16 protein-coding genes are annotated in these 18,632 nt (G+C 76.1%); 9 read left to right on the top strand and 7 right to left on the bottom strand.

The window, feature by feature from the left end:
* The first annotated feature begins 87 nt into the window (after positions 1 to 87).
* The 6 genes from ANAEK_RS01510 to tkt all read left to right on the top strand — a co-directional run bounded on the left by ANAEK_RS01510 (position 88) and on the right by tkt (position 9,425).
* On the top strand, positions 88 to 1,647 hold the full coding sequence (locus ANAEK_RS01510; protein ID WP_012524382.1) for a 4-alpha-glucanotransferase: 1,560 nt from the start codon (positions 88 to 90) through the stop codon (positions 1,645 to 1,647).
* A gap of 38 nt (positions 1,648 to 1,685) precedes the next feature.
* Positions 1,686 to 4,709 carry a malto-oligosyltrehalose synthase gene (locus tag ANAEK_RS01505; protein WP_012524381.1) on the top strand — a complete coding sequence of 1,008 codons (3,024 nt, stop codon included), beginning with the start codon at positions 1,686 to 1,688 and terminating at the stop codon, positions 4,707 to 4,709.
* 14 nt (positions 4,710 to 4,723) lie between these two features.
* Positions 4,724 to 5,164 carry a histidine phosphatase family protein gene (locus ANAEK_RS01500; protein ID WP_012524380.1) on the top strand — a complete coding sequence of 147 codons (441 nt, stop codon included), beginning with the start codon at positions 4,724 to 4,726 and terminating at the stop codon, positions 5,162 to 5,164.
* Between the two features lie 39 nt (positions 5,165 to 5,203).
* On the top strand, positions 5,204 to 6,742 hold the full coding sequence (locus ANAEK_RS01495; protein ID WP_012524379.1) for an AAA family ATPase: 1,539 nt from the start codon (positions 5,204 to 5,206) through the stop codon (positions 6,740 to 6,742).
* 15 nt (positions 6,743 to 6,757) lie between these two features.
* A complete protein-coding gene (locus ANAEK_RS01490) occupies positions 6,758 to 7,357 on the top strand; it encodes a hypothetical protein (RefSeq protein ID WP_012524378.1) in 600 nt (199 codons plus the stop codon).
* A gap of 70 nt (positions 7,358 to 7,427) precedes the next feature.
* Positions 7,428 to 9,425, top strand: coding sequence for a transketolase (gene tkt / locus ANAEK_RS01485; RefSeq protein ID WP_012524377.1), 1,998 nt, complete (start codon positions 7,428 to 7,430; stop codon positions 9,423 to 9,425).
* A 132-nt stretch (positions 9,426 to 9,557) separates the two neighbouring features.
* Here tkt and ANAEK_RS01480 read toward each other — a convergent pair whose 3' ends face one another.
* From ANAEK_RS01480 to ANAEK_RS01470, 3 genes are all read right to left on the bottom strand, one after another.
* Positions 9,558 to 9,902, bottom strand: coding sequence for a LuxR C-terminal-related transcriptional regulator (locus ANAEK_RS01480; RefSeq protein ID WP_012524376.1), 345 nt, complete (start codon positions 9,900 to 9,902; stop codon positions 9,558 to 9,560).
* A 354-nt stretch (positions 9,903 to 10,256) separates the two neighbouring features.
* Positions 10,257 to 11,321: an ABC transporter substrate-binding protein gene (locus ANAEK_RS01475; RefSeq protein WP_012524375.1), complete on the bottom strand. Its 1,065-nt coding sequence runs from the start codon at positions 11,319 to 11,321 to the stop codon at positions 10,257 to 10,259.
* A 4-nt stretch (positions 11,322 to 11,325) separates the two neighbouring features.
* On the bottom strand, positions 11,326 to 12,231 hold the full coding sequence (locus tag ANAEK_RS01470) for a GGDEF domain-containing protein (protein ID WP_012524374.1): 906 nt from the start codon (positions 12,229 to 12,231) through the stop codon (positions 11,326 to 11,328).
* Positions 12,232 to 12,259: 28 nt separating this feature from the next.
* On the opposite strand from ANAEK_RS01470, the gene ANAEK_RS01465 reads away from it, so the two are divergent.
* The 3 genes from ANAEK_RS01465 to ANAEK_RS01455 all read left to right on the top strand — a co-directional run bounded on the left by ANAEK_RS01465 (position 12,260) and on the right by ANAEK_RS01455 (position 15,209).
* Positions 12,260 to 13,969 carry an NAD+ synthase gene (locus tag ANAEK_RS01465; RefSeq protein ID WP_012524373.1) on the top strand — a complete coding sequence of 570 codons (1,710 nt, stop codon included), beginning with the start codon at positions 12,260 to 12,262 and terminating at the stop codon, positions 13,967 to 13,969.
* 134 nt (positions 13,970 to 14,103) lie between these two features.
* Positions 14,104 to 14,607 (top strand): hypothetical protein, encoded by a 504-nt coding sequence (locus ANAEK_RS01460; RefSeq protein ID WP_012524372.1) that lies wholly within the window; start codon positions 14,104 to 14,106, stop codon positions 14,605 to 14,607.
* 173 nt (positions 14,608 to 14,780) lie between these two features.
* Positions 14,781 to 15,209 carry a hypothetical protein gene (locus tag ANAEK_RS01455; protein WP_012524371.1) on the top strand — a complete coding sequence of 143 codons (429 nt, stop codon included), beginning with the start codon at positions 14,781 to 14,783 and terminating at the stop codon, positions 15,207 to 15,209.
* A 19-nt stretch (positions 15,210 to 15,228) separates the two neighbouring features.
* Here ANAEK_RS01455 and ANAEK_RS01450 read toward each other — a convergent pair whose 3' ends face one another.
* The 4 genes from ANAEK_RS01450 to pcnB form a co-directional block, all read right to left on the bottom strand.
* Positions 15,229 to 15,432, bottom strand: coding sequence for a hypothetical protein (locus ANAEK_RS01450; protein WP_232288336.1), 204 nt, complete (start codon positions 15,430 to 15,432; stop codon positions 15,229 to 15,231).
* Positions 15,433 to 15,443: 11 nt separating this feature from the next.
* Positions 15,444 to 16,010 (bottom strand): ribosome recycling factor, encoded by a 567-nt coding sequence (frr, locus tag ANAEK_RS01445; protein WP_012524369.1) that lies wholly within the window; start codon positions 16,008 to 16,010, stop codon positions 15,444 to 15,446.
* 19 nt (positions 16,011 to 16,029) lie between these two features.
* Complete coding sequence (pyrH, locus tag ANAEK_RS01440; protein ID WP_012524368.1) at positions 16,030 to 16,785, bottom strand: UMP kinase; 756 nt, start codon at positions 16,783 to 16,785, stop codon at positions 16,030 to 16,032.
* A gap of 71 nt (positions 16,786 to 16,856) precedes the next feature.
* Positions 16,857 to 18,527: a polynucleotide adenylyltransferase PcnB gene (gene pcnB, locus ANAEK_RS01435; protein ID WP_012524367.1), complete on the bottom strand. Its 1,671-nt coding sequence runs from the start codon at positions 18,525 to 18,527 to the stop codon at positions 16,857 to 16,859.
* Between the last annotated feature and the right edge of the window lie 105 nt (positions 18,528 to 18,632).

Here is an 18,632-nt window from a genome sequence, read left to right as displayed (position 1 = left end):
GTTGGGCGCTGCGAGGATATCCGCTGCGCGCCCGCCCCGCGCGCCGAAAACTTGTGAGGGCGGGGCAACCGCCACACTACTCCACCCATGGCCCGCCAGGCAGGCGTCCTCCTCCCCCTCTTCTCGCTCCGCTCCCAGGCAGACTGGGGCGTGGGCGAGATCCCCGACCTCGTCCCCTTCGCGCGCTGGTGCGCGGACGCGGGCTTCTCGCTGGCCCTGCTCCTGCCGGTGAACGAGGCCTCGCGCGGGCAGAACAGCCCGTACGGCGCGATCTCCGCGTTCGCGCTCGACCCGGTGTACCTCGCGCCCTCGGCGCTGCCCGACTTCCAGGCCGCCGGCGGCCTCGACGCGCTCTCGCCCGACGAGCGCGCCCGGCTCGCCGCGGTGCGCGCCGCCCCCGCGGTGCGGTGGGACGAGGTGCGCCGGCTGAAGCGCCGCGCGCTGGAGATCGCGTTCGCCCGCTTCGAGCGCGAGGAGTGGAACCGCCGCACCGAGCGCGCCCGGGCGCTGGAGGCGTTCGCGCGGCAGGAGGCGGGCTGGCTCGACGACTACGCGCTGTTCGTGGCGCTGCACGACGAGGCGGGCGGGCGCGCCTGGACCGACTGGCCGGCGCCGCTGCGCGACCGCGATCCCGCCGCGCTCGCCACCGCCCGCGCCCGGCACGCCCGCGAGATCCTGTTCCATGCCTGGGTGCAGTGGCAGGCCGAGGAGCAGTGGCGCCGCGCCCGCGCGGCCGCGAACGGCGCCGGCGTCGAGCTGGGCGGCGACCTGCCGTTCATGGTCGCGCCGGACTCCGCCGACGTGTGGGCCCGCCGCGGCGACTTCCGGCTCGACGCGCGCGTGGGCGTTCCGCCCGACGCGTTCAGCGCCACCGGGCAGGACTGGGGCCTGCCGGTCTACCGCTGGGACGTGATGGACCGGGAGGGCTACCCCTGGCTCACCGCGCGCGCGCGCCGGATGGCGGACCTGTTCGACCTCTACCGCGTGGACCACGTGGTGGGCCTGTACCGGACCTACTACTTCCCGAACGACGGCGCGCCGCCGGCGTTCGTGCCGTCCGAGGAGGGCGCGCAGATCGCGAACGGCGAGCGCGTGCTCGGCATCTTCTCCGAGGGCGCGCGGGTGGTGGCCGAGGACCTCGGCGTCGTCCCCGACTTCGTGCGCGCCTCGCTGGAGCGGCTGCGCATCCCCGGCTACCGGGTGCAGCGCTGGGAGAAGAACTGGGAGGCGGGCGGGAACGCGTTCCGCGATCCGGCGCGCTGGCCACCGGTGTCGGTCGCGACCACCGGCACGCACGACAGCGAGTCGGTGGCGGACTGGTACGAGGGGCTCGCGAAGGAGGAGCGCGCGCAGCTCCTGGCGCTGCCGGCGCTGGAGCCGCTCCGTGCCCGGGCGCCCGAGCGCTGGGACGACGGCGTGCGCGACGCGCTGCTCGCGCTCGTGTACGGCGCCGCGTCGGATCTCGCGCTGCTGCCGTTCCAGGACGCGCTCGGCATGCGCGACCGCGTGAACGTGCCCGGCACGGTCACCGGCGAGAACTGGACGTTCCGGATCCCGATGGACCTGGGCGCGCTCGCGGCCGACGCCGCGACGCGGACCCGGCTGCGAGAGCTCGCGGTCCGGGCCGGGCGGGCGCCGCCCGGCTAGGCGGCGCGGGCCGCCGGGGCGCGGCGAAGGGGGGCGGGTTGGGGGCGGCGGAGAACGGCGCGAACGCGGCGAAGGTCGAGGAGCTCCTGGGCGCGCTCGCCGAGGCGCTGGCCCGCGGCGAGGGCGTGACGCCCCGGCCGGCCTCGACGTACCGGCTGCAGCTCCACCCCGGCTTCGGGTTCGACGCCGCCGCCGCGCTGGTGCCGTACCTCGACGCGCTCGGCGTCTCCGACCTGTACCTGTCGCCGGTGCTCGCGTCGGCGCCGGGCTCGACGCACGGATACGACGTGGTGGACCACGCCCGGCTCGACCCGGAGCTGGGCGGGGAGGAGGGCTACGCGCGGCTCGCCGCGGCCTGCCGCGCGCGCGGGATGGGCATCCTGCTCGACTACGTGCCCAACCACATGGGCATCGGCCCCTGGAACGCCTGGTGGATGGACCTGCTCGAGAACGGCCCGTCCTCGGTGCACGCCCCGGCGTTCGACGTGGACTGGACGCCGCTCAAGTCCGAGCTCGCGAACAAGGTGCTGGTGCCGGTGCTGGGGGACCAGTTCGGGCGGGTGCTGGAGCGCGGCGAGCTGCGCCTGGCGCGCGAGGGCGGCGCGCTCGCCATCCGCTACTTCGACCACGCGTTCCCGGTGGCGCCGCGCTCGGTGCCGCTCGTGCTGCGCCACGGCATCGAGCGGCTGCGCGAGGCGCTCGGCCCGGAGGACCCGAGCCTGCAGGAGCTGGAGTCGATCTGCACCTCGCTCGACAAGCTGGCCCCGCGCAGCGAGACCCGGCCCGAGGCGGTGGCGGAGCGCGCGCGGGAGAAGGAGGTCGCGAAGCGGAGGCTGGCCGCGCTGTGCGACGCGAGCCCGGCGGTGCGGGCCTTCGTGGACGAGAACGTGGCCGCGTTCAACGGCACGCCCGGCGATCCGCGCAGCTTCGACCTGCTGCAGCGGCTGCTCGACGCGCAGGCCTACCGCCTCGCGTTCTGGCGGGTGGCGGGGGAGGAGATCAACTACCGGCGCTTCTTCGACGTGAACGCGCTCGCGGCGCTGCGCATGGAGGAGCCGCGGGTCTTCGCCGAGGCGCACCGGCGGGTGCTGGCGCTGCTGCGAGACGGCGCCGCCACCGGCCTGCGCATCGACCACCCCGACGGCCTCTACGCGCCGGCCGCGTACTTCCGGCGGCTGCAGGCGTGCTACCTCGCCGAGCGCGCCCGCGTCCTGGCCCAGGCGCGGGGGACGGCGCTCGAGAACGGCGCCGAGGCGCTCCTGCTGGAGCGGCTCTTCGCGGAGCTGGAGGCGGGGCGGCTCCCGGCGCGGCCGCTCTACGTGGTGGCCGAGAAGGTGCTGGCCGCGGGGGAGCGGCTGCCGGAGGGCTGGGACGTGGACGGCACCACCGGCTACGAGCTCCTGGCCGCGGTGAACGGGCTGTTCGTCGATCCCGCCGCGGAGCGCGCCCTGGACGCGCTCTACGCGCGCGTGGCCGGCGGCCGTCAGGACTACCGGCGCACGGTGGAGGAGAAGAAGCGGCAGGTGATGTCGTCGTCGATGGCGAGCGAGATCAACATGCTGGCGCACCGGCTCTCGCGCATCAGCGAGACCGACCGGCGCACCCGCGACTTCACCCTGAACGAGCTCACCCGCGCGCTGGTCGAGTACGTGGCGCTGTTCCCGGTCTACCGCACCTACGTCACGCGCCGCGGCGAGGTGGACGCGCGCGACCGGGCCTACGTGGAGGCGACCATCGCCCGCGCCCGCCGCCGCAGCCCGCTGGTCGACCCGTCCATCTACGACTTCCTCCGGGACGTGCTCCTGCAGCGCTACCCGGACGGCCTGCCCGAGGCGGCGCGCGGCGCCTGGCTGGAGCTCGCCCTGAAGCTGCAGCAGGTCACCGGGCCGGTGACGGCCAAGGCGGTGGAGGACACCGCGTTCTACTGCTACGTCCGGCTCGTCTCGCTGAACGAGGTGGGCTCGGACCCGGGCCGGTTCGGCACGTCGGCGGAGGCGCTGCACGCGCTCCTGGCCGAGCGCCGCGCGCGCTTCCCCGGGTCCCTCTCCGCCAGCTCCACCCACGACACCAAGCGCAGCGAGGACGTGCGGGCGCGCATCTCGGCGCTGTCCGAGCTCCCGGGCGAGCTGCGGGCCGCGGTCTCGCGGTGGGGCCGCGTGAACCGCGCCCACGTGCGCCGCCTCGAGGGCCGCACCGCGCCGGACCGGCGCGACGAGTACCTGCTGTACCAGACGCTCCTCGGCACGTTCCCCGACGGCGGCCTCACCCCGGGCACGCCCGCGCACGCCGAGTACGTGGAGCGGATCCAGCGCTACCTGGAGAAGGCGCTCCGCGAGGCGAAGATCCACACCAGCTGGACGCATCCGGACGAGGACTACGAGGGCGGCGTGCGCGCCTTCGTGGCGGGCGCGCTGGCCTCCCGCACGTTCCTGCGCGACCTCGGCGCGCTGGCCGAGCGCGCGGCGCGGGCCGGACGGATCTCCTCGCTCGCGCAGGTGGCGCTGAAGCTGGCCGCGCCCGGGATCCCCGACGTCTACCAGGGCACCGAGCTGTGGGACCTCTCGCTCGTGGATCCCGACAACCGGCGGCCGGTGGACTGGGCGCACCGGGCGCGCGCGCTCGAGGCCATCCAGGCCGAGCTCGCCCGCGGGCCGGAGGCGCGCCGCGCGCTGGCGCGGCGCCTCTCGGCGCCCGACGCCCTCGCCGGCGGCGAGGCGAAGCTGCTCCTGCTCGCGGAAGGGCTCCGGCTGCGCCGGCGCGAGCGCGCCCTGCTCCTCGAGGGCGACCACCGCCCGCTCGCGGCGGAGGGGCCGCTGGCCGGGCACGTGGTCGCCTTCGCCCGCACGCTCGCGGGCCGGGCGGTGGCGTGCGCGGTGCCGCGCCTGGTGGTCCGGCTGCAGGATCAGGGCGGCGGTGCGCCGCGCTGGGAGGGGCGGCTCCCCCTCGGCGGGCTCGCGGCCCGGTGGGTGGACGTGGTAACCGGCACCGTCCACCGCGGGGAGGCGCCGGCGCTCGCCGAGCTCTTCGCGGACTTCCCGGTCGCGCTGCTCGCCTCGGAGTGAATCCAGGAGCCCCCATGCCGCCCATCCGCGTCTACCTGGTCCGCCACGCCAAGGCGGAGGCACGGGCCGGCGACGACGCCGACCGCCGGCTCACGCCCGACGGGCGCGACGGGTTCGCGGCGCTGGTGGCGCGGCTGCGCGGGCGGCTCGCGATCCGCGGCGTGATCGCCTCGCCCTACGCGCGCGCCCGCGAGACCGCCGAGCTGCTCGCGGCCGCCACCGGCGCGCCGCTGGAGGTGGATCCGCGGCTCGCCGCCGGCACGTGCGGCGGCGCGGAGCTCCTGGCGCTCGCGCGCGCGGCCGGCGACGGCGCGGCGCTGGTGGGGCACAACCCGGAGGTCGCCGAGGCGGTGGCGCTCGCCGCCGGGCGCGGCCTGGAGGTGCGGCCCGGGACGGTCGCGGCGGTGGACCTCGGCGCGGGCTCCGCCGGGCTGGCCTGGCTCGACGCCCCCTGAGCGACGCGCGGCCGCGCCGCGGCTGCTACACTCGCGCGCATGTCCGCCCCCGGCGCCGCCCCGCGCCCCCAGCCCGCGTTCGTGCAGGAGCTCGACACGCTGGTGCGGGCCCGCTACCCGCTCGTCTACCTCGTCACCTCCGAGGAGCAGCGGCTCGAGGCCATCCTCGACGGCCTCGCCGACCGCCACGGGAAGGCGCTGCTCGGCTGGTCCATCGCCCGGGGCTTCCGGCGGCTCGGCGGCACCCGCGGCCCCGCGCCCGAGGGCGCGAAGGATCCGCTGGAGGCGCTCGCCGCCATCGAGAGGCTGGCCGAGCCGGCGCTGGTGGTGCTGAAGGACTTCCACCCGTTCCTGGCGGATCCGGCGGTGGTGCGCGGGCTGCGCGAGCTCGGGCACGCGCTGAAGTCCACCTACACCACGGTGCTGCTGCTCTCGCCCACGCTCGCCATCCCGCCCGAGATCGAGAAGGAGATCTCGGTCCTCGACGTGCCGCTGCCCGGGTACCGCGACCTGCTCGACCTGCTGAAGGAGATCGTCGGGGTGGTACGCCAGAACGGGCGCGCCCAGGTCGAGCTGAACCAGGACGACGCCGACCAGCTCATCCAGGCCGCGCTCGGCCTCACGCTCTCCGAGGCGGAGAGCGCGTTCGCGAAGGCCATCGCCACCGACGGCCGGCTCTCGCGCGACGACGTGCCGCTCGTGCTGGAGGAGAAGCGGCAGGTGATCCGCAAGAGCGGCCTGCTCGAGTACTTCGCCACCGACGCGCGGCTGGCGGGGGTGGGCGGCATGGCGAGCCTGAAGGCCTGGCTCGGGCGACGCGGCGCCGCGTTCTCCGAGGCGGCGCGCCGCTTCGGGCTCCCCGAGCCGAAGGGCCTGCTGCTCCTCGGCGTGCAGGGCTGCGGCAAGAGCCTCACCGCCAAGGCGATCGCGGCGCAGTGGCGGCTGCCGCTGCTCCGGCTCGACATGGGCCGGATCTTCAGCGGGCTGGTGGGCTCGTCGGAGGAGAACCTGCGCCGCGCCATCCGCGTGGCGGAGAGCGTCGCGCCGGTGGTGCTGTGGGTGGACGAGATCGAGAAGGGGCTCTCCGGGACGCAGTCCTCGGGGGTGAGCGACGGCGGCGTCACCGCGCGCGTGTTCGGCGCGCTGCTCACCTGGCTGCAGGAGAAGACCGCGCCGGTGTTCGTGGTCGCGACCGCGAACCGCATCGAGCAGCTGCCCCCCGAGCTCCTGCGCAAGGGGCGCTTCGACGAGATCTTCTTCATCGACCTGCCGCTCGCACCGGAGCGGCGCGAGATCTTCCAGATCCACCTGGCGCGGCGCCGCCGCGACCCCGCGCGCTTCGACCTCGACGCGCTGGCCGCCGCGAGCGAGGGCTTCAGCGGCGCCGAGATCGAGCAGGCGGTGGTCTCCGGCCTGTACGACGCGTTCGCCGAGGGGGTGGACCTCGCGCAGGGCCACGTCGAGCGCGCCGTGCGCGAATCGCTCCCGCTCTCGACCACGATGCGCGAGGACATCGCGCGGCTGCGCGAGTGGGCGCGCGCCCGCACCCGCCCCGCCTCGGCGCCGGCCGCCGGCTGACCGGAGCGCGCCCGCATGGCCTCGCGCCTCCGCCGCTTCCTCCACCTCGAGCGCCCGCGCGACGGCGCCCCCGCGCCCGACCCGGCGGCGCCCGGGACCGCCGATCGCGCCGCACGCTTCGGCGCGGTGCAGCGCCCCGGCCTCGCGCCGGCGGAGACGCCCGCGACCGGGGCGCGGCTGGAGCGCTTCGGCGCCGAGCCCGAGCCGGCCCTCCAGCTCCTCGACCGCGGCGACCGCCTCCCGTTCACGCGCTGCCTGCGCTGCGGCATGGACGGCCACGCGCTCGCGGTCGAGTGCGCGGGCTGCGGCGCCGCGCTCGACACGCCGGAGCAGCGCGCCGCCGACGAGCGGCTGCGGGTGGAGCGGGCGCGCCAGGCCGAGGTCGAGGCGCGCGAGGCCGCCGCCCGGCGGGAGGCGCTCGCCCGGGAGGAGGCCGGGGAGGCGGGCTCCCGCCGCGCGCTCGCCGAGGCCCTGGCGCGCGAGGTGGGGGAGCGCGAGCGGCGGCGGCTCGAGGCGGAGGGGCTCGGCGGCGGGCCGGGGCCGCTCGAGCTGGGCGCCCGGGTGCTCCGCGCCCTCGGGGCGCGCTGGGGACGGGGCGGCGGCGGGCGGGGCTGACGCCCCCCTTGATCTCGACGGTGCGGTGGGCGATGTTCCGCACCTCTTCCCACCCCCGCGAGGAGTCCCCGTGCCGAACGCTCGCCCCGAGCTCGTCGAGAAGGCCGTGAACACCATCCGCATGCTCGCCGCTGACGGCGTGCAGCAGGCGAACAGCGGCCACCCCGGCATGCCCATGGGCGCCGCGGACATGGCCTTCGTCCTCTGGACGCGCCACCTGCGCTTCGACCCCGCGGAGCCGCGCTGGCTGGGCCGCGACCGGTTCCTCCTCTCGGCCGGCCACGGCTCGATGCTGCTGTACTCGTTGCTCAACCTGGCGGGCTTCGACTGCACGCTCGAGGACCTGAAGCACTTCCGCCAGCTCCACTCGCGCACGCCCGGGCACCCCGAGTACGGCTTCCTGCCCGGCGTCGAGATCACGAGCGGGCCGCTCGGCCAGGGCTTCGCGAACGGCGTGGGCTTCGCGCTCGGCCACGCCATGCTCGCGGCGAAGCTCGGGCCCGGCAACCCGGTCTCGGACGCGTACGTCTACGCGATCGTCTCCGATGGCGACCTGATGGAGGGCGTCTCGGCCGAGGCGGCCAGCTTCGCCGGCCACCACAAGCTCGGCCGGCTCGTCTACCTGTACGACGACAACGGCATCACCATCGACGGCAAGACCAGCATCACCTTCTCCGGCGAGGACGTGACCCGGCGCTTCGAGGCCTACGGCTGGCACGTCCAGTCGGTGGACGGCCGCGACCACGACGGCATCGATCGCGCCATCCAGGCGGCGAAGGCCGAGCTGGGCCGCCCCAGCCTCATCCGCGTGCACACCACCATCGGCTTCGGCTCGCCCGCCAAGGCCGGCAAGTCGAGCGTGCACGGCGCGCCGCTCGGCGAGGCGGAGCTCGAGGCCACCAAGAAGGCGCTGGGCTGGCCGCTCGAGCCGCGCTTCCTCGTCCCGGACGACGTCCGCGCCTACTGGGCCGAGGTCCGCGCCGAGAAGGCCGCGCAGAAGCGGGCCTGGCGCGCGGCCGAGCAGGCCTGGCGCGCCGCCAACCCGGAGCAGGCGGCGCTGCTCGACGCGCACGTGGAGCGCTGGGTGCCGGAGCGGATCCTCGACCGCGCGCGCGCCGAGCTGCCCGCGCCGGACGCGACCCGCAAGGTCTCGCAGGCCATCCTGCAGAAGATCGCGCCGCTCGTGCCCTGCCTGGTGGGCGGGTCGGCCGACCTGGCCGAGTCGAACCTCACCGAGATCAAGGGCGCGGGCTCGGTGGCGCCGGGCAGCTTCGCCGGCCGCAACCTCCACTTCGGCATCCGCGAGCACGCCATGGGCGCGATCGCGAACGGCCTCGCGTACGACGGCCTGTTCGTCCCGTTCGTCGGCACCTTCCTGCAGTTCGCCGACTACATGCGCCCGCCGGTCCGGCTCGCCGCGCTCTCGAAGCTGCAGGCGATCTACGTGTGGACGCACGACTCGATCTTCCTCGGCGAGGACGGCCCCACGCACCAGCCCATCGAGCACCTCACCGCGCTGCGGGCCATCCCGAACCTGCACGTCTGCCGCCCGGCCGATCCGGAGGAGACCGCCGCCGCCTGGGCGCACGCGCTGCAGCGCCGCGACGGCCCGACCGCGCTCGTCCTCACCCGCCAGAAGCTCGCGCCGGTGAAGCGCTCGGTGCCGCTCGACCCGGAGGCGATCCTCCGCGGCGGCTACCTGGTGGACGCGCCCGCGGGCGCCACGTTCACGCTCGTCGCCACCGGCTCGGAGGTTCCGCTCGCGCAGGCCGCGCTCGAGGCGCTCGCGAAGCAGGGCGTGGTGGGCCGGCTCGCGTCGATCCCGTGCCTGGAGTGCTTCCTCGCGCAGCCGAAGGCCTGGCGCGACGAGGTGGTGCCGCCCGGCCAGCGGGTGGCGGTGGTGGAGGCGGCGCGCGGCACCGAGTGGTGGCAGCTCGCCGGCCGCGACGGCCTGGTGCTCGGGATCGAGCGCTTCGGCTCGAGCGCGCCGGAGAAGGCGCTCGCCGAGGAGTACGGCTTCACGCCGGCGCAGGTCGCCGCGCGCGTGACGCGCTGGCTGGCGGGGTGAGCGCTGTAGGGGGGGCTCGCGGGGCCGCGCCGCGCAGGCGGGCCCTCGTCGAGGCGTGAGGCGCGCCCGGCGGGCCGCCACGATGCGGCGGCCCGCCAGACGCGGGAGACGTCCGGGTCAGGAGCGCCGCGGCTAGCGCGCCATCACGGCGCCGCTGGTCGTCGCGGCGGCCTGCTGCGGCTGCGCCGGCGCCACCGGGCGCGGCTCGATCCGCTCGCCCTTCGCCAGCATCTTCAGCGACAGCGAGAGCAGGCTCGCGAGCAGCTCGCCGGAGCCGGGGACGTCGAGCTTGCGGTAGATGCGCTTGCGGCGCGCGCGGATCGTCTCGGGCGAGACGCCGGCGGCGGCCGCCGAGTCCTTGCACGCGAACCCCTGCGCGATCCGGAGCACCTCGGCGCGCTCCGCCGGCGTGAGGCTGGTGCCCTCCATGAACTTGGCGGCGAACGGCGTGAGGATCTCGATATCGATCTGAGCCATCGTGATTCCTTCCCCGGAAGTGCCCGCTGTGGGGCCTGTCACCCAGCATCCACCCGGTCGGCCGAGCCAGAGGGGCCTTCGCACGCCCCTGCTTGGTCGCCCGTTGCTGGCGATCCCGACGATAATAACGCCCCCTATGGTTTCTAGCCCCCAAACGGGACTGCTAGGTAAGCAGGCGTTCCCCGCGGTGATTTCCCACTTTCATCCCACCCGGGGCGGCTGAGATAACCCTGGAGGGCTGAACCGCGAGACCCCTAATGGGGCGTGAACGGCGTCGCAGCCGCTCCGTGAAGGGTGTGCGGAGGACCCGGGGGCGACCGCGACCGTGGGTCCGGGCAGACGCGGCGAGCACGTTCACGGTGCGTGTTCGAGACGCCCCGGCCGTCCCTCGGGGGCCGCCGCTTCCCTCGCCGCCCCGCGTCCGGGCCCCGCGGCAGCGAACGCGTCCGGCCAGCGCTCGAGCAGCGGCGCGAGCCGGGCGGCCTCCGCGGCGAGCCCATCCCAGTCGAGCGGGAGCGCGCGCAGGTTGCCGGCGGGCTCGACGCCGACCGGCACGGGGACCTCCGGGCGCAGCGGCAGGAGCCCGGGCGCGCGCGCGACCAGGATCCGCTCCGCGTCCGCGCCGGCCAGCCAGGCCACCAGCCGCACTGCCGCGGGCGAGGGCGCGCCGCCCGCCGCCGGCGCGAGCGCCGCCGCCGCGGTGGGCAGGACCACCGCGCCGCGCCCGGCCTGGTCCGGGTAGACGACGCGCAGCGCGGCCGCGCTCGCCGCCCCGGCGGCGCCGTCCACCGAGCCCGCGAGGCCCACCGCCGCGCGACCCGCCGCCACCGCCGCGCGCACCTCCGCGTCCGAGCCCACCACCACCGGCGCGTTCGCCGCGACCAGCCGCAGGAACCGCCCCAGGCTCGCCTCGCCGTACACGAGCGAGAGGGCCGCGCAGGCCGCCGGGCCGGCGCCGCGCGCCGGGTGCGCGAGCGCGACGCGGCCCCGCAGGCGCGGATCGGCGAGGTCGCGCAGGTTGGTGGGGTCTACCGGGAGCCGCGCGTCGCGCGCCACGAGCAGCACCCGCGCGCGCGCCGCCACCGGGGCGAAGCGGCCCTGCGGGTCGGCGAACTGCACCGTGGCCGGCTCCGGCGCGGCGCTGCCGGGCACGAGCCGGGGCGCGAGCGCGAGGAGGGCCGCGGGATCCGAGGCCCAGGCCACCTCCGCCTCCTCGGCGCGGGGCACGAGCACCACCCGCGCCACCGCGAAGCGGGCGGCGAGGTCGCGCACCACCTCGGCCGGCAGGTCGGGCGAGGCGTGCAGGCGCACCTCGGGGAGCGCCGGGGCGGCGCGGCGGCACGCGGCGAGCCCGCCCGCGGCGACCAGCGCGGTCGCGACGACGAGGGCGGGCGCGGCGGCGGCGAGGGAGCGGCGCATGCGGTCACCCCATCACGATGCGGTCGCGGCGGCGCGGCGGCTCCGCCGGCTCGGCCCGGTCGCCGCCCGCGGCGCGCGCCCGCGTGAGCGCCTCGGCGGCGCGCTTCACCAGCCCGCCGAACGACACCGTCCCGCCGCCGTCGTGCCCGGCCACGCCGGCGCTGACGGTGATCCCCTCGCCCGCGCCGCGCTCGCGGATGCGCGCGCAGAGCCGCCGGGCGACCTGCAGCGCGCCCTCGGCGCGCGTGTGCGGCATGAGCACCACGAAGCGCTCGCCGGTGAACGGCGCCGCCAGGTCGATGTCGCGCACCGACGCGGCCAGCAGCCCGAGCACCTCGGCCATGAGCGCGGCGCGGCCGTGCGGGCCGAGCCGCCCGGCCACCTCGGCGAACCGGTCCACCGCCACGAGCGCCACCGAGACCGGGTAGCCGTACCGGCGCGAGCGCTTCACCTCGAGCGGCAGGAGTCGCTTCAGGAACTCGAGGTCGGCGGCGTGGCGCGGGGCCTCCGCCGCGAGGCGGCGCGCGTCCGCCTCCACCGCCCGGGCCGTGGCCGCCCGGAGCCGCTCCGCCAGCCGGCACGCCCCCACCACCGCCGCCGGCCCCACCGGCGCGACCAGCGCGCCGTCGGCGCCGAGCGCCTCGCCCTGGGCCGCGGCGGCGGCCTCGGCCTCGTCGGCGAACAGCGCGATGACCGGCAGGAGCGGATCGGCCGCCCGGACCGCGCGCACCGCCTCGGCGCCGCCCGCGCCGCCGGGCACGATCGCGGCCACGTGCGACGCGGGGCCGAGCCGCCCCGACGCCGCCGCCGGCGAGATCGCGTCCAGCTCCACGCCGGCCGCGCGGAGCGGCCGGCGCAGCGGCGCGAGGAGCGGCGCGGAGGCCTCGGCGACCAGGATGCGGCGCGGCACGATGGCTCCTAATGTAGCATCCTCTCCCATGGCCCGTTCCGGACGCATCGCGCTCGCGCAGGTGAACACGACGGTGGGGGACTTCGCCGGCAACGCCGCCAGGGTGCGGGCCGCCGCCGAGGTCGCCCGGGAGGCCGGCGCCGCCCTCGCCGTCTTCCCCGAGCTGACGGTGTGCGGCTACCCGCCGCGAGACCTGCTCGACCTGCCCGACTTCCTCGAGCGCGCCCGGCAGGCGCTGGAGGAGCTCGCCCGCCCGGCCGCCTGGTCGAAGGGGATCGCGCTCGTGGTGGGATTCCCGGAGGCGCCGGCCGGCGCGCCGCCGCCGGGCGTCTACAACGCCGCCGCGCTGATCTCGGACGGACGGGTGGTGGCGGTGGGGCGGAAGTCGCTCCTGCCCACCTACGACGTCTTCGACGAGACGCGCTACTTCCTCCCGGCCGGCGCCTCCACCACCGCCGCCGCGCCCGAGGGGCTGGGCGTGCCGCTCGGGCTGTCGGTCTGCGAGGACATCTGGAACGACCAGCGCTTCTGGGAGCGCCCGCGCTACGCGCGCGATCCCATCGCCGACCTGGTGCGCGCCGGGGCCGGGCTGGTGGTGAACGTCTCCGCGTCGCCCTACGCCATGGGCAAGGCGCCGCTCCGCGAGCGCATGCTCTCGGCGAGCGCGCGGGACCACGGGGCGCCCATCGCCTACGTGAACCAGGTGGGCGGGAACGACGCCCTGCTGTTCGACGGCGGGTCGATGCTCCTCGCGCGCGACGGCGCGGTGCTGGCGCGGGCGCCGCTGTTCCAGGAGGCGGTGCTGGTCTGCGATCTCGAGGGCGGCGCGCCGCTCGCGCTGGGCCTCGACGGCCGCCCGCTGCCGCCGCCCGCGCCGCCGCCCGCGGATCCGCAGGCGGACGAGGTGCTCCGGGCGCTGGTGATGGGCGTCCGCGACTACGTGCGCAAGTGCGGGTTCCGGCAGGCGGTGGTGGGCCTCTCCGGCGGCATCGACTCGGCGCTCACCGCCTGCATCGCCGCCGAGGCGCTCGGCGCCGAGAACGTCCTCGGGGTGGCGATGCCGTCCCGCTACAGCTCCGGCCACTCGCGCGAGGACGCGGCCGAGCTGGCCCGCAACCTGGGCGTCCGCTTCCGCGAGATCGGCATCGAGCCGATGCACGCCGCCTTCCTCGCGGCGCTCGCCGCCGACGGGGCGCCGCCGCTCTGCGACCTCGCCGACCAGAACGTCCAGGCCCGCGTCCGCGGCCAGATCCTGATGGCGATCTCGAACGACACCGGCGCGCTGGTGCTCACCACCGGCAACAAGAGCGAGATCGCGGTCGGCTACTGCACGCTCTACGGCGACATGGCGGGCGGCCTCGCCGCCATCGGCGACGTGCCGAAGACGCTGGTGTACCGGGTGGCCCGCGCCGCGAACGCGCGCGCCGGCCGCACGCTCGTGCCGGAGCGCACCTTCACCAAGCCGCCCTCGGCCGAGCTGAAGCCGGGCCAGCTCGACCAGGACTCGCTGCCGCCGTACGACGTGCTCGACGACATCCTGCAGGCCTACGTGGAGGAGCGCCGGCCGCTCGAGGCCATCGTGGCGCGCGGGCACGACGAGGCCACCGTGCGCCGCGTGCTGCGCATGGTGGTGCAGAGCGAGTACAAGCGCCGGCAGGCCGCGCCGGTGCTGAAGGTGAGCGAGAAGGCGTTCGGCGAGGGGCGCCGCTTCCCCATCGCCCAGGGCTACCGCTACTGACGCGCGCTTACCGCGGCGGCGCCGCACCCACCTCCCCCCGCACCGGCGCCGCGCGCGACGCTTCGTCGCGCGCCGGGCCCGGCATACACTCGGCCGCCCGATCGGCCGCCGTCGCGGCCGCGGAAGGAGGCTTCATGACGAAGTTCGCCTGGTCCGTCCTCGCGCTCGCGCTCCTCGGCGCCCCGGCGGCCGCCCGCGCCGGCGGCCTGCTCGAGCTGTCGGTCGGCAGCGGCGCCCGGATCGATCCGTCGCCCACCGAGCGGATCCCGACCAACGTGATGCTCACCGCGGGTTACGGCTTCGCGGACATGCTGAAGCTCGAGCTGGGCGCGGTCGCGAACCTCGGCGACGTCGAGGACTCCAAGTTCGACATCGACCTGCGCCCGATGCTGGTGGTCTCGCCGCCGCTGTTCCCGGTCTACCTGCGCGGCATCATGACCGTGAACTCGCTGGTGGAGGAGCCGGTCAAGATCGGCTACGGCGGCGCGCTGGGCGTGCGCCTCGGGGTGCTGGGCCTGGGCGCGTTCGTCGAGGCGGGCGTGCTCGCGCGCATCGTCGAGGTCCCGGACGCGGCCGGCGTGACCCACGACAAGACCTTCACCATCGTGGAAGGCCGCGTCGGCGGCTACTGGGACTAGCGGTCCCGGCGCCTCCGCGGCGCCCGGCGGCCCGCGCTCCCCCGCTCGCGGGGCGGGCGCGGGCCGTCGCCGTTTCACGGATGGTTGATGACGCAGGGTGACGACGTCCCGGTTGGGACCGGCCGGCGGCGCCCTCCCGCGCTAGGTTCAGCGCCAGCGAGGAGAACGCCATCGTGAGAGAGCTGCTGGTCTTCCTGCACATCCTGTCCGCCGCCACCTGGATCGGCGCCGCGCTGTGGGTCCCGGGCGACGTGAAGCGCACGGTCGCGCTGGGCCGCCCGTTCGTGGAGCAGCTCGCGGCCCGCGCCCGCCCGGCGCTCAAGCTCGACCTGTACGCCGGCATCGCGGTGCTGGTGACCGGCGTGCTGCTCATCGGCGTCGACGGCGGCCACCCGCGCACCGGCATCCTGGTCGGCTTCGCGGCCACGCTGGCGCGCCTGCTCGTGGTCGGGTTCGCCTCCATGCCGGCGTGGCGCAGGGTGGAGGCGGCGGTCGCCTCGGGCGAGCTCGCGGCCGCGACCGCGCCGGCGCGGCGGCTCGCCATGTTCGGCGGGATCGGCCACGCGCTGTGGGCGATCGCGCTGGCCGGGATGATCTTCTAGCCGGCCCGGCGGCCCCGGCTCACCAGAAGCCGAGCAGCGCCGCGGCGATCAGCCAGAGCGGCGTGCCGGCGAGGAGCAGGAGCACCCAGGCGGCGGAGAGCGCCCGGCGGCGCCGGGCCGGGAGATCGGGGCGGGCGGCCAGCGCGCGCACCGCGCCGGCGGCGAAGCCGAGCGCGAGCAGCGGGCCGAGGAGCAGGAGCAGCGCGGCGGGGGAGCGGGCCACGGGGCCGCCCATCAGACCTGGAGGACGTCCTTCTCCTTGGCGGCGACGATCTCGTCGATCTTCTTCACGCCCTCGTCCGTCTCCTTCTGCATCTTCTCGAGCGCCTTCTCGGCGTCGTCGCCCGAGATGTCTCCGTCCTTCTCCGCGACCTCGATCAGCTCCTTCGCCTCGCGGCGCACGTTGCGGACGGCGATCTTGTGCTCCTCGCCCTTGTGCTTCACCTGCTTCACGATCTCCTTGCGGCGCTCCTCGGTGAGCGCGGGGATCGGGACGCGGACGAGGTCCTTGTCGCTCATGGGGTTGAGGCCGAGGTTCCCGTCGCGGATCGCCTTCTCGATCGGCGGGATCATCGACTTCTCCCACGGCTTCACCACGATGAGCCGCGCCTCGGGCACGGACAGCGTCGCCACCTGGTTCAGCGGGGTGGGCGTGCCGTAGTAGTCCACCCGGACGTTGTCGAGCAGGTGGAGCGAGGCGCGCCCGGTGCGGACCGCGGCGAGCTCGGTCCGGAGCTGGTCGAGCGTCTTGAGGATGCGCCCGTGCAGGTCGTCGAGGATGTCGTCTGCGATGGTGCCCATGGCCGTCTCCTTGCCGAGGCTACGCGTTCCTGGCGCTGGGGCGCCCGACGGTGGTTCCGATCTCCTCGCCGAGCACCACCTTGCGCACGTTCCCGCGCTGGGTGAGGTCGAACACGACGATGGGGAGGTCGTTGTCCATGCAGAGGCTGATGGCGGTGGAGTCCATCACCTTGAGGTTCTTCTTCAGCACGTCGATGTAGCTGAGCTGCTTGAACTTGGTCGCCGCCGGGTTCTTCTTCGGGTCGTCGGTGTAGACGCCGTCCACCTTGGTCGCCTTGAGCAGCACGTCCGCGTGGATCTCCATGGCGCGGAGCGAGGCGGCGGTGTCGGTGGTGAAGTACGGGTTGCCGGTGCCGGCGGCGAAGATCACCACCCGCCCCTTCTCCAGGTGGCGGATGGCGCGGCGGCGGATGTACGGCTCGGCGACCTGGTGCATCTCGATCGCGGACTGCACGCGGGTGGGCACGCCGATCTTCTCGAGCGCGTCCTGCAGCGCCATCGAGTTGATGACGGTCGCGAGCATGCCCATGTAGTCGGCCGAGGAGCGGTCCATCCCCTCGGTCGCGCCCGACACGCCGCGGAAGATGTTGCCGCCGCCGATGGTGAGCGCGACCTCGACCCCGAGGTCCACCACGTCCTTCACGTCGTGGGCGATGGAGGTGAGGGTCTTCGGCGAGATGCCGTACTTGCCGTCCCCCATGAGCGCCTCGCCCGAGAGCTTGAGCAGGATGCGCTGGTAACGGGCCTTCGCGTTGGAGGCTTTCTCGCTCGCCATGGTCGGCGGGTTGTACCGGGTGCCGTGGGGTCGGTCAAGGCGGCGGTGTTGCGGAGGATTCCCGCGCGCGCTCACCCCTGCCCGCCAGCCTCGGCGGGCGGCACCTGCGCGCCCCCGTCCGGCCCCGACGCGCCCGTCCCGCGGCGGCGGCGGCGCTTCCCCCCCCGGCGGCGGCGCCGGCGGCGTCCGCCCTGCGACGCCTCGCCCTCCCCGGCCTCGCCGGCGGCCGAGGAGTCGACCTCGCGGACCTCCGGATCCGCCTCGTCGGCGGCCTCGGCGGCCTCGGTCGGGATCACCACCTCGCGCACGGCACCCTCGTCGCGCTCGGCGCGGTGCGGCGCGGAGCCCTCGCGGCGGTCGCGGCGCTCGTGGCGGTCGTCGCGCGGGCCGGCCCGGCCCGGGCGCTCCGACGGCGCGTGGGGCTGCGGCGCCTCGGCCGACCACCGCTCCAGCACCTCGGCCCCGCGGCCGGTGGCGCGCACGCGGATCTCGAGGAGCTGCAGCGCGTCCTGGAAGTAGGTCTGGCCGGCGGGGCCGCGCCCGCGGCGGCGCCGGCGCTTGCCCGGCTCCTCGAGCTGCCGCTGCGCGTGCAGCGCCAGCCGGATGCGCTCGGCCACCTTGCGCGGGAGCCGGGCGGTCTGCACCAGCGAGGCGAGGAACGCGTCGGCCTCGTCCCAGCGCGGCGCGCCGGCGTCCTCGTCCGCGCGCGCCGCGTCCCCGCGGCCGGCGCGCGGCGCGTCGGCGCCGAGGTGCATGAGCAGCGCGCCGAGCAGCACCGCCTCGGAGACCTCCGCGCCGGAGCGGACCAGCCGGTCGAGCGCGGCGAGGTGCGCGAAGAACGCGCGGCGCCGCCCGTCGTCCCAGGTCTCCAGCGCCGCGCCCAGCGCGGGCAGGATCACCGGCAGGGCGCCGCAGGCGCGCAGCAGCTCGAACGCGCGGGCCGACCCGCCGCACCGGAGCAGCTTGAACGTCTCCTCCAGCACCCGGGCCGGCGCGCAGCGGGCCAGCTCGCCCGAGGTCCGCCGCATCGCCTCGAACGTGTCCGGCGCGATGGTGAACCCGAGCCGCGCCGCGAACCGCACCGCGCGCAGCGCCCGCACCGGGTCCTCGCGCATCCGGATCTCGGGATCGCCGATGGTGGAGATCCGGTGCGCCTCGAGGTCGGCGCGCCCGCCCACGTAGTCGATCACCTCGCCGGTGGCGACGTCGTAGAACAGGCCGTTCACCGTGAAGTCGCGGCGGACCGAGTCCTCCTCGGCGGTGCCGAACACGTTGTCGCGGGTGATGAGCAGGTCGCCCTCGCCCTCGCCCACGTCCTCGGCGACGTCGGTGGGGTTCTTCCGGAAGGTGGCGACCTCGATGACCTTGCCGGCGCGGAAGTACACGTGCGCCAGGCGGAAGCGGCGGCCGATGAGGCGGCAGTTGCGGAAGATGGCGCGGACCTCGCCGGGGTGGGCGTCGGTCGCGACGTCGAAGTCCTTGGGGGTGGCGCCGAGCAGCAGATCGCGGACGCAGCCGCCGACCAGGTACGCCTGGTGGTGCATGTGCCGCAGCCGGGCGATCACCTTCAGCGCGTCGCCGTCCAGGCGATCGACGGGGATCTCGGGCGGGTGCTCCGGCGGCGGGGCTTCGGGGGGATCGAGCGCCAGGCCCGGTGGCGGGCGGCGGTCTCGGTTCTCTTCGAGGTCTTCTGCGGGGTACGCCGGACGGGAAAGGTCGTTCTTCGTGGATGGCTCGTGCATGCGTTCGCCGGATCGGGGGGCGCCCTCGCCGGGGGAAATCCCGGGTAGGAGGGAAGCGCGCCTGCACCGTCGGGCTCGTCCTCGGGGCTGGTTCTAGCGATTACC

It is taken from the genome of Anaeromyxobacter sp. K, from assembly GCF_000020805.1.
Lineage (GTDB): Bacteria > Myxococcota > Myxococcia > Myxococcales > Anaeromyxobacteraceae > Anaeromyxobacter > Anaeromyxobacter dehalogenans.
Note: the sequence above shows the minus strand (reverse complement) of the source record. Positions and strands in the feature narration are given on the sequence as shown.